10 protein-coding genes are annotated in these 10332 nt (G+C 50.9%); 7 read left to right on the forward strand and 3 right to left on the reverse strand.

Annotation, left to right across the window (positions count from 1 at the left end; genetic code table 11):
- Nucleotides 1-47 precede the first annotated feature (47 nt).
- From LPB67_RS12700 to LPB67_RS12730, 7 genes are all read left to right on the forward strand, one after another.
- Nucleotides 48-488 carry a TIR domain-containing protein gene (locus tag LPB67_RS12700; RefSeq protein WP_262837628.1) on the forward strand — a complete coding sequence of 147 codons (441 nt, stop codon included), beginning with the start codon at nucleotides 48-50 and terminating at the stop codon, nucleotides 486-488.
- Nucleotides 489-841: 353 nt separating this feature from the next.
- On the forward strand, nucleotides 842-1270 hold the full coding sequence (locus tag LPB67_RS12705; protein ID WP_262837629.1) for a hypothetical protein: 429 nt from the start codon (nucleotides 842-844) through the stop codon (nucleotides 1268-1270).
- 77 nt (nucleotides 1271-1347) lie between these two features.
- Nucleotides 1348-1698, forward strand: a complete 351-nt coding sequence (locus LPB67_RS12710) for a hypothetical protein (protein WP_262837630.1) — start codon at nucleotides 1348-1350, stop codon at nucleotides 1696-1698.
- Between the two features lie 90 nt (nucleotides 1699-1788).
- Complete coding sequence (locus tag LPB67_RS12715) at nucleotides 1789-3120, forward strand: TolC family protein (protein WP_262837631.1); 1332 nt, start codon at nucleotides 1789-1791, stop codon at nucleotides 3118-3120.
- Between the two features lie 38 nt (nucleotides 3121-3158).
- Complete coding sequence (locus LPB67_RS12720; RefSeq protein WP_262837632.1) at nucleotides 3159-4355, forward strand: efflux RND transporter periplasmic adaptor subunit; 1197 nt, start codon at nucleotides 3159-3161, stop codon at nucleotides 4353-4355.
- Nucleotides 4356-4366: 11 nt separating this feature from the next.
- Nucleotides 4367-7465: an efflux RND transporter permease subunit gene (locus tag LPB67_RS12725; protein WP_262837633.1), complete on the forward strand. Its 3099-nt coding sequence runs from the start codon at nucleotides 4367-4369 to the stop codon at nucleotides 7463-7465.
- A 49-nt stretch (nucleotides 7466-7514) separates the two neighbouring features.
- On the forward strand, nucleotides 7515-7688 hold the full coding sequence (locus tag LPB67_RS12730; protein WP_262837634.1) for a hypothetical protein: 174 nt from the start codon (nucleotides 7515-7517) through the stop codon (nucleotides 7686-7688).
- Nucleotides 7689-7829: 141 nt separating this feature from the next.
- Here the strand turns inward: LPB67_RS12730 and LPB67_RS12735 are convergent, their stop codons facing one another.
- From LPB67_RS12735 to LPB67_RS12745, 3 genes are read right to left on the reverse strand one after another with little or no spacing between them, the layout of a single operon-like run.
- Entirely contained in the window at nucleotides 7830-8882 is a 1053-nt protein-coding gene (locus LPB67_RS12735) for a DMT family transporter (RefSeq protein ID WP_262837815.1), read from the reverse strand.
- Nucleotides 8883-8942: 60 nt separating this feature from the next.
- Nucleotides 8943-9617: a transmembrane anchor protein gene (locus tag LPB67_RS12740; RefSeq protein ID WP_262837635.1), complete on the reverse strand. Its 675-nt coding sequence runs from the start codon at nucleotides 9615-9617 to the stop codon at nucleotides 8943-8945.
- Nucleotides 9618-9628: 11 nt separating this feature from the next.
- Entirely contained in the window at nucleotides 9629-10330 is a 702-nt protein-coding gene (locus LPB67_RS12745; RefSeq protein ID WP_262837636.1) for a HupE/UreJ family protein, read from the reverse strand.
- Nucleotides 10331-10332 lie beyond the last annotated feature (2 nt).

Here is a 10332-nt window from a genome sequence, read left to right on the forward strand (position 1 = left end):
TGGGGCACGGTGTTAATGCAATGTGAGTGTTTTATAAAGGAGGAAATATGACAAGGAAGGTTTTTTTTAGCTTCAAATATGAAGACGTTTCTCGGGCAATGGTTGTTCGAAATAGTGCAATCACAAAAGGCGAGGACACGGCCGGGTTTATTGATAAGGCTGATTTTGAAAAAGTAAAAAAGGCTGGTGATCAAGCGATCAAGAATTGGATCGACAATCAACTAAAAGGCACATCGGTCACTGTGGTGCTTGTGGGCGAGCAGACATGCAAAAGCAGATGGGTGAAATACGAAATCGAACAGAGCATCGCGAGGGGCAACGGCTTGTTGGGTATAGATATCAGTAAAATCAAGGACTTGAATGGGAACACGTCGGAGCGATGCGGGCAACTTCCTGCCGGTTACGACTTCTATCTTTGGGTAAAGGACGACGGATATAACAACCTTGGAACTTGGGTCGAGAAGGCTGCGAAGGCAGCAGGGAAGTAGTGCCGAGGAAGAGATGCGACAGCGCGCGAGAAAAAGCAGGGGGAGAAGTGGTGGGAGATTCCTGCTTTCGGCCGTAAACCGGAAATAGACCGGACACGAGGACTTTTTGTTCGACAAACAAAAACGCCAACCGGCGAGGGTTGGCGTCTTGTAAGGTAATTCCTTGGTGGCCCGGGGCGGAATCGAACCACCGACACAAGGATTTTCAATCCTGCTGTCATTTTGCGAGCGAACATCGACATAGCAAATTAACACATAACCATCGGCAACTATGTTACGAGTTCAATTTCTGTCATATAGGTTGCTCTAAATATACGGTAGCATACAATCAGTCTACTAGTTAGATGGTGAATATGAACAATCAAGCGTCAACGACTACTTCTACTGGCACCGAGAAATATAATCAGATCCCGGCTGATTTCCCGATGACTGCACTGCAGGGAGCAATTTCAGGCGTTCAAGAAAAATTATTGCTAACAGAACATGACGGCAAATTCTATCCGTTGGGAACCTCACCTCAGGAGAGGTTTCAGCGCTGGGAGATATGTGATGATTTAGTCAGACAGTTTAGCGAAAAATCTCTAGGGTCCAAGACAGGCAAACGAGCACATATGTCGGAAGTCGAGATCCTTCAGCAATACTATGAAAGGTTGTTAAAGATAGGATGGGTGTCAGATGCAGAGAGTGTTTGGGTGATAAATAGCGTTTCTGACCTACTTTCCTGGTCAAAGCTCGCTATTCGTGTCCAACGCGCCAAAAAGGTGAATCAGTCTAAAACGTAAATTAAAATAAGTATATCGGCCGCTTTCCTTATAACGACCTCATTATTAAAATCATTTTTAGGCATATAATTAACTTCATGCTCAAAAAATTCGTTCTCATGCTAATTCTTGCATTCACCATCCAGTTAGGCTGGGCGGTGGCGAATACCTATTGCATGCATGAAACGGGCAAAGCCTCGCAACATTTTGGGCATCATGATCATCAACACGAAGCTACGCCTGAAACGCAGCAATCGAGTAAGAGTAAAATTAGCGCAAATGATATTGATTGCGACTTTTGTCACCATTCTTATACGAACGTTGTGACTGTTCAATTCATGGATTACCTATTTCTTAGTATTTCAGGTAACGCAGAAATCCAACCGTTTACCTACCAATCCTACATCCCCGACAGTCTGACTAAACCGAACTGGCTCCGCATCAACTAAGCCTGGCGGGACTGTCTTCTCATATTGAGCGCAGCAAGCGCTGTCGCGACCTCTCGCCAAATATCCCCATATTTTTCTTTGGAGAATTTGATGCGCCCATTGATCTTGCCGCTCAGTATTGCGGCACTGCTGGTTGCCCCTGCCATTTCGCTGGCAAGTGACAGCACAGCTAATAAAAACGTAGTTTCCATCTCGACGAGCGCCACAGCTGATACAAGCTCGGCGGTACCACTCACACTAGAACAAGCCTGGCAGTTCGCTGAACATGCTAATGCCAGGCTGCGCCAAGTCCAGGCGCAACTTAGCACCGCACAAGGCGAATTTAGCGATGCCCGCTCTCTGCTATGGAACAATCCCAAGTTAACGGGAGAAAGAGTAAGACGTGAGGTGCCGCAGATTGGCATGCCCGCAGAAAATAGGCGGGAATGGTCGACCGGTATTGAGCAAACCTTTGAACTCGCTGGGCAGCAAAGCTATCGCCGCAAAGCGACTGAGCAACAACTGCAAGCACTCGATGCGTTAATCGAAGATACCCGTCGTGAGATCCGTGCCGAAGTTGAGCAACGTTTTGTGCAGGTGCTCTCGTTGCAAGAACGCATCTTGACCGAACGTCAGTCACTTAAAATCATCGAAGACACTGCCAGCTCGGTTAAAAAGCGCGTTGCCGCAGGTGAAGATAGCCGACTCGATGGTAACCTCGCTAGCGTAGAAGCCGTGCGAGCCAGCAACCAAATTGGCGTCCTGGAAGAGCAGTTAATTCAGGCACGCACCGAACTGGCGCAGACCTTACAACTACCTGGCAATGGGCTTCCTAGGGTCGTCGGCACGCTCAGCGCCCCAACACCGACCGATACGCTAGAAACATTATTATCGAGTGCGGCAAACCGCCCCTTACTGCGTGCGCTTGATTACCGTGAACAGGCTGCAAAGAGTCGTCTCGCTCTGGAACGTGCAACACGTTACCCTGATCTCACGGTAGGTGTGACGACCGGTAGAGAGGGGGCGACCAGTGCCCACGAACGACTGACCAGTTTAACAGTGTCACTACCACTTCCCTTATTTCGCAATAATGCTGGAGGGATCGGACGTGCCGCAACAGAACTAAGTCAGGCGCAAATCGAGCGTGAAACTTCTGTGCGCAATACGGCCAGCAGTGTGACCTCACTCTGGCAAAAACTGCAAAGCCTGACGCTGCGGGTCAATGCATTGCAACAAAGCGTTCTTCCCGCGCTGGAAGAAAATCAACGTTTATCGGTCAAGTCTTTGCAGTCCGGTGAAATCGGCTTATTTCAATTGCTGGTGGTGAATCGCCAGGTGCTTGATGGCAGACGCGACTTGATTGATGCGCAAACCGAGTGGCGACTGACTCGTCTCTCTTTGCATCTGACTGCAGGTTGGAATGAAGCCTCGACGTCCCGATGAGTGCGTCTCTTTACCTTTTAAAAAACAATGCTAACGAAATGACTTCTATGATCCCCATCAAATCGCGCAGTAGCTGCGTGCTGCTCCTGTCTCCACTCCTATCCCTGTTATTGCTCACAGGCTGCGGAAAAGACGATGCAGCCAAAAAGGCTGAACCAGCCAAAGAAAAACCTGCGGCCTCTGCTTCAGCCCATACCAAAGAACCAGGATTACAGCTGTCTAAAGAAGAAATAGCGGCTGCAGGCATCACCATCGCCCTGTTGCAAGAACAGGAACTCCATGAACAGATCAGCGTAACGGCGACGATTCAGGCTAATCAGGATAAATTGGCCCGGGTCGCCCCCCGCGTTGCCGGCAGAGTGACGCAAGTCATGGCCAATCTGGGCGACAAGGTCAAGCAAGGCCAAGCGCTTGCTTTGGTCGATAGCGTTGAAGTGGGTGAAGCCCAATCGTCCTACGTGCAGGCGGTCTCCGAACATGCATTGGCAAAATCCGGCATGGAACGCGCTGAAAAACTGTATGCCGACCAAATCATTCCGCAGAAAGACTATTTGCGCGTGCGAGCCGATTTTGAGAAAGCCAAAGCGGTGTTGCGTGCAGCTGGCGAGAAACGGCAGATACTTGGTATCGCTGGCAAACAGGATTCAGCTGGCACCTCTGTATTCGCGGTCTCGGCACCATTTGCCGGTACGGTCATAGAAAAGAAAGCGGTTTTGGGTGAACTGGCGCAATCCGAGAAGGAAATGTTCAGCATTGCAGATTTATCCAACGTCTGGATCGAGACCAACTTGTACGAAAAAGATGTAGGCAAAGTCAAGATCGGAGCCGAGGCGCAGATCACTACTGCGGCCTATCCAAGCGAGATCTTTAAAGGCAAGGTCACCTATATCAGCAGTACGATGGATAAAGAGTCACGCACAGTCAAAGCACGCGTAGAAGTACCCAATACCGATGGCAGGCTCAAGCTGGAAATGTTTGCCACTGCGGCGATTGCCACTTCTGGAACCAGCAAGGCATTGCTCTTGCCTGAGCAAGCGGTGGTACTGGTACAGGGGCAGCCTACGGCGTTTATCCAGGATGCAGACGGCTTTGAGGCACGCGCAGTCGAGCTAGGTGATAAATTGCAAGGCCAGGTCATTCTCAAGTCTGGCATAGCACCCGGTGAAAAGGTGGTGACCAGTGGTGCTTACGCCTTGAAAGCCAAGATGCTGAAATCGCAGATCAGTGCGGATTAAGGGACATCGCCATGTTAAATAAAATAGTGGATTTATCCCTCCGATACAAGGTGCTGGTACTGGTGGTCTTTGTCTTAGTCATCTTGTTGGGCGCTAAAGCCTGGATGGAGTTGCCCGTCGATGCCTTTCCTGATGTCACACCTATACAGGTGAACATTTATACAGAATCGCCTGGCCTTGCCGCCGAGGATGTGGAAAAACTCTTGACCGCACCGATTGAAACCTCGATGGCCGGTCTTGCCGGCGTTGAAGCGATACGTTCGGTATCCTTATTCGGCCTGTCCTACGTCAGCGTCAACTTTAAGGATAATGTCGACATCTATTTCGCCAGAAGATTGGTCGGTGAAAAACTCCTGGAAGCCAAGGAACGAATTCCCGCTGGCTATGGTGAACCGGCAGTCGGGCCGAATAGTTCAGGTTTAGGACAAGTCTTTTGGTACACCATCGAATCTGCGGATAAGAAAATGTCGACCATGGACCTGCGTACTTTACAGGACTGGAACGTGCGTCTCAAGCTGCGCACCGCGCCCGGTGTGGACGATGTCACTTCCTGGGGGGGCGATGAAAAACAATATCAGGTACTGATCAATCCCAATCAGTTGATCAAGTATGGCCTGAGCCTGAAAACGGTGATGGAAACCTTGACCGCGAACAATCGGCAAGTCGGTGGACAATACCTGAACATAGGTCAGGAACAATATCTGGTGCGCGGTCTTGGCCTGGTGGCCAATGCCAAGGATATCGGTAACGTCGTGCTGGCTACACGTGAAGGCACACCGGTCTATGTGCGTGACGTGGCCGAAGTTAAGGAGGCCCCTTCGTTGCGTTTCGGTGCTGTCACCAAGGATGGTAAAGAGGTCGTACTCGGCATGGCATTGCAACGTATTGGCGAAAACGCCAAGGGCGTGGTGGAAGCCGTTAAGCAAAAGATCAAGGTGGCGCAACAGGCGCTACCTAAGGGCATCACGATCAACCCGGTCTATGATCGCACCGACCTGGTCGACAAAGCGGTCAAGACAGCCGAAAGCGCGCTAGTGGAAGGTTCGGTGCTGGTGGCGATCATCCTGTTCTTGTTCCTGGGAGAGATCCGTTCCGCGATTGTCGTGATCGTGGCCTTGCCGCTGGCGATGCTGATCAGCTTCATGCTGATGCAGCAATGGGGCTTATCAGCGAACCTGATGTCTCTGGCCGGGCTGGCGGTGGGCATTGGTATGATGGTGGACGGTGCTGTGGTAATGGTGGAGAACGGCTTTAGGTTGTTGTCGCATCAGGCGGGCAAAAAGGTCAATAAAACACACGTCATCCTCGAAGCTGCGCGAGAAGTCATGAATCCGGTCGCCTTTGCGATCTTGATCATTATCGTGGTGTTTCTGCCCTTGTTTTCATTAACAGGCCTGGAAGGCAAGATGTTCAAACCGATGGCGCTCACCATTACCTTTGCGATGATAGGCTCCCTGTTGCTGACCATGACCCTGGTGCCGGTTTTGTCCGCCTTGATCCTTAAGCCCAAGGAAGAGAAAGATACCTTGGTCGTTCGCTGGGCGAAGAAACTGTATTTGCCGTTGCTGGACTGGGCCTTGGATAGCAAGAAAAAGGTCATCACAGGCGCCATCGTGACGTTGATCGCTGCACTGGCCTTGATCCCTTTCCTAGGTAAGGAATTCATGCCGACCTTGCAGGAAGGTGGAATCATGTTCCGGGTCACCAGCATCCCATCAACATCGCTGGAAGAGTCGATTCGTCTTTCCCAGCAATTAGAAAACGCGCTGAAACAATTCCCCCAATCGACGTCCTCAATTGCGATGATAGGTCGTGCCGAAAAAGGTGAAACGGCGGACGTCAACTATATGGAGTTGCTAGTCAACCTGAAGCCGCAAGGCGAGTGGTCAAAAAAAATCTCGGTTCCAGACCTCGCAAAGGAAATGCAGCAGAAGCTGGAAACTGTTGTGCCAACAGCGGTGATTGCTGCCAGCCAGCCTATCCAGAGTCGCATCGAAGAGTTGATTTCCGGCGTGCGTGCCACTCTGGCTTTAAAATTGGTTGGCGAAGACCTCAACACTCTAGACCGTCTGTCAGAGCAAATGAAGGGGGTGCTCGACAAAGTACCGGGTGTGGCAGACCTATCTCTGGAGGCGAACAAGGGTAAGCCTCAATTGGTGATCAAGGTCAACCGCGACGCCGCAGCACGTTACGGTATCAATGCAGATGAAATTCTGGAAGTCGTACAAACCGGAATCGGCGGCAAAGCGGTATCGACACTGATCGATGGCACCAAGCGTTTCGATATTCAGGCCTGGCTAGCACCGGAGTTCCGCAATAATGTGCAATCCATCGGCAATATTCCGATCCGCTCGCAAAGTGGCGCGCTAGTCCCACTCAGTAATGTGGCAAGCATCGAGCTTGATGAGGGATATTCCTTCATACGGCGCGAGGAATTGCAGCGTTATGCGGTGATCCAGATGGACGTACAAGGCCGTGATATCGATAGCTTCGTCAAGGAAGCTGAAGCAAAAATACGCCAACAGGTGAAACTGCCTGAAGGCTATGTCATCGAATGGGGCGGCGCTTTTGAAAACCAGCAGCGTGCCATGAACAAGCTGCTGGTGATCGTACCGCTCACTATCGGTTTGATTTTTATTCTGTTATACACCGCCTTCAATTCACTAACTTATGCCACGCTAATTATCGCCAACGTGCCGTTTGCAACGATAGGTGGTGTCGTCGGCCTCTTTATCACAGGGCAGTATTTGTCGGTGCCGTCGGCGATTGGTTTCATTGCCGTGTTCGGGGTGGCGATGCTGAATGGTATTGTGCTGGTTACGTTTCTCAATGAACAACGTGAGCGCGGTATGTCGGTGCGTGAGGCGGTACGGCAAGGCGCAGCATTACGCTTGCGTCCGGTATTGATGACGGCGTCGATTGCGATCTTTGGACTGGTACCTATGTTGCTGTCCAGTGGAGTCGGTGCGGAAACGCAAAGACCGCTCGCTACAGTCGTAGTCGGTGGCTTGTTCACCTCGACCGCATTGACCTTGTTGCTGTTGCCCCTGTTGTATGAATGGGTAGAAGAGCGTAAAGAGCGCAAGGCTAAAGCAAAACTTGCTGACTGATCGATGCGCCGCTCGTCGTGAGCGGCGCATTTTTTTTAAGGAGAATTTCATGAAACAAATCAAGGCATTCATACATCCGCATCGTATCAACTCAGTCACCGAGGCGTTGCGCGATTTAGGTCTTTGCGATATCAGCAATGGGACGCGTTGCTACAATCTCACCGTTTCCACTTTACGGCGCCTCTTCACTAGCGCCTATCAATCCCAGCACCGTTTTTGTTGACCAGCTTAAAATACATATCATCTACTTCTGTCAGGTTTGGCAGCAGAAAGGATCACTACGCAAAAAATGCTTCGTTTCATTTGATACTCCAGTAAAGATGTGACTTCGTGGGCGTCGTAACAAAGACCCTTTGAATCTGCTTCAGTGCGAGTGACGATGATGAATATCCGGAAAATGAGGATGAGTATGTGTCATGGGAGCATGCCGGTGTGTGTGCACATGCGGCTCCTTGCCATCCCATGTAAAGTCATGTTCATGCTGATGATGCTCGTCATGGCTATGTTCGTGCGCATGATCTAGCTCCTCATGATCATGCAGATGTCCATGGTTCTCAGTCAGGTGCAACCAGATGCCTGCCCCCATCAGTGCTGCGGCTATCCAGAAAGAGATGCCAGGCCTGTCACCCAACATCAGCAAAGAAATGACTGCACCTACAAACGGCGCTGCCGAGAAATAAGCACCAGTCCTAGCAGTACCTAGATGCCTGAGTGCAAGCACAAACATCACCAAGCTCAGGCCATAACCACAAAAGCCCACTATACCAGCCGTCAGTATCGTCCTGGTTTCAGGAAAGGAATACCCCAGCCCCATCGCGATCAGCAAGTTAACCGTACCAGCCACCAACCCTTTGACACCGGCAATCTGGACTGCATCACTGGCAGACACTTTGCGGGTCAGGTTATTGTCTATTGCCCAGCACAGACAGGCACCAATGATGGCGAATGCGCCCCATGGCACACCAAGTACAGGAATTTGCTCCCAGGACAGCAAGATACCCGCCGCGACAATCAGCAACATACCGAGGAAGATGCGTTTATCAAAGTTCTCCTTGAAAACAAACCAGGCCAGCATGGCGGTCAGTACACCTTCCATGTTCAGGAGCAACGAAGCCGATGAAGCTGGCGTCAAGGTCAGCCCTAACATCAATAAAACAGGACCGGCAATACCACCAGCTACCACAGCGCCACTGAGCCATGGCAGGTCTTTTGCCTTTAATCCAGCGATCTCTCCCTGATCCTTACGGGTCAAGACGGCACGCAAGACATACCAGAACAACAGTCCCAGGCCGCTGCCCTGGTACAGCATGCCAGCCAGGGTGACAGGTGCAACCTGGCCCACCAGGGTCTTGGCAAATGGGGTGCTGGCACCAAACAAGGCTGCCGCCAGCAAAGCGTAAATCACACCTTTATGCATCACGGTCTTCTCCTGAAGAATCAAGGAAGTTGATTGCCATATTCACTTTATGCACTGAATTCATTTTCTGACGATATCAGTATAGAAACCGCTGGCGTTGAGCACCACGGTGACTGGCGTTTTGTTCTTGTTTTTCCAGTACCAGCCATGGACACCAGTAAATGGGGCGATCAGCGATCCGCGTGATTCGCTGACATTGTCTTCCAGGATGAAGCTTTCAAACTCGTCATGCTTGGCGTTCAGTGGCTCGCCATGGAAATCATGGTTCAGCACTTCGCCACCCGTGGTTTTCCAGGAGTAAATAAGGGTGGCACCCTTGGCAAGACTGGTTTTGACTTCCAGACCTTTGCCCGGAGCCAGTATGATTTCCATGGTATCAACACGATAAGGCGCAGTTTCTGCCGAAGCTATAGTGATGGCCCTCTCTTCACCAGGTGCGGCAACTGTCGATGGCTTCCGTGCCGGTGCTGACGGGTTCGCTGCTGTTGGCTTAGCCACAGTAGCAGACGTAGCCGATACTGACGCTGGTGCTGCTTCAGGTAAAGTGGCTGCGGCAGCATTATGCATTGCTGTCAGCCCCAGCTTCTTGCCTATGCCAGTAGGGTCTATGCCATATTCGGCAGGTAATACCGCAATTGCCAGGATCACACCTGCGACAATTGCCGCAATAGCGGTGCCACGTAATAACTCTTTTTTAGGGGCGGAGATAGCGCCGTTCTGTGTTGTTTGAGACATGGATAGAACTCCTATTTAATGAGGAAGCCGCTAAACTGAAAACCGGCCAGCACAAATCCTGCTGTCATGAGGGCAAAGTTGCCTTTGACGGCATGGTGGGCAAAGCTTGCTGAACTGCGCCAGTAACGCATGGCGATGAGTATCATGCTCAATGCCAGCAACTGACCAATCTCTACACCGACATTGAAAGCAATCATGTTGGGGATCAGGCCATCCGGTGACAAGGAAAAGTCTTGCAGTTTCGTCGCCAGCCCCAGGCCGTGGAAGAAACCAAAGATCAGTACAGCAGCTTTCTTGTTGGGTTGCACCTTCAAAAAAGTCTGGAAACCACCCAGATTGTCGAATGCACGATAGACGATGGACAGGCCAATGATGGCATCGACCAGGTAGGCATTGATGTGCCAGCCATTCAATACGCCCAGTAACAGTGTAGTGCTGTGGCCGACTGCGAACAGCGTGACATACAAGCCTATATCCTTCATCCTGTATAAGAAAAAGATCACGCCAACCAAAAATAGCAGATGGTCATAGCCTGTCACCATGTGTTTGGCTCCCAGATACAGATAGGGCACGATCTGGACGCCAGCCGCCCCTTGCAGGAAACCTTTATCCGACTCTGATACACCATGCGCCAGAGCCGCCCCGGCCAGCAAGCTCAGCATCAATGCCAGCAGCCATCGCCAGGTGTTCGGCCCACTTTTTACAAATATCATTA

Source organism: Undibacterium sp. Jales W-56 (assembly GCF_025548535.1).
In the GTDB taxonomy this organism is placed as follows: Bacteria; Pseudomonadota; Gammaproteobacteria; order Burkholderiales; family Burkholderiaceae_D; genus Undibacterium.

Excerpts from the sequence above, each read along its gene's own strand:
- LPB67_RS12700 (WP_262837628.1), top strand. The coding sequence starts at position 48 with ATGACAAGGAAGGTTTTTTTTAGCTTCAAATATGAAGACGTTTCTCGG.
- LPB67_RS12705 (WP_262837629.1), top strand. The coding sequence starts at position 842 with ATGAACAATCAAGCGTCAACGACTACTTCTACTGGCACCGAGAAATAT.
- LPB67_RS12710 (WP_262837630.1), top strand. The coding sequence starts at position 1,348 with ATGCTCAAAAAATTCGTTCTCATGCTAATTCTTGCATTCACCATCCAG.
- LPB67_RS12715 (WP_262837631.1), top strand. The coding sequence starts at position 1,789 with ATGCGCCCATTGATCTTGCCGCTCAGTATTGCGGCACTGCTGGTTGCC.
- LPB67_RS12720 (WP_262837632.1), top strand. The coding sequence starts at position 3,159 with ATGACTTCTATGATCCCCATCAAATCGCGCAGTAGCTGCGTGCTGCTC.
- LPB67_RS12725 (WP_262837633.1), top strand. The coding sequence starts at position 4,367 with ATGTTAAATAAAATAGTGGATTTATCCCTCCGATACAAGGTGCTGGTA.
- LPB67_RS12730 (WP_262837634.1), top strand. The coding sequence starts at position 7,515 with ATGAAACAAATCAAGGCATTCATACATCCGCATCGTATCAACTCAGTC.
- LPB67_RS12735 (WP_262837815.1), bottom strand. The coding sequence starts at position 8,882 with ATGCATAAAGGTGTGATTTACGCTTTGCTGGCGGCAGCCTTGTTTGGT.
- LPB67_RS12740 (WP_262837635.1), bottom strand. The coding sequence starts at position 9,617 with ATGTCTCAAACAACACAGAACGGCGCTATCTCCGCCCCTAAAAAAGAG.
- LPB67_RS12745 (WP_262837636.1), bottom strand. The coding sequence starts at position 10,330 with ATGATATTTGTAAAAAGTGGGCCGAACACCTGGCGATGGCTGCTGGCA.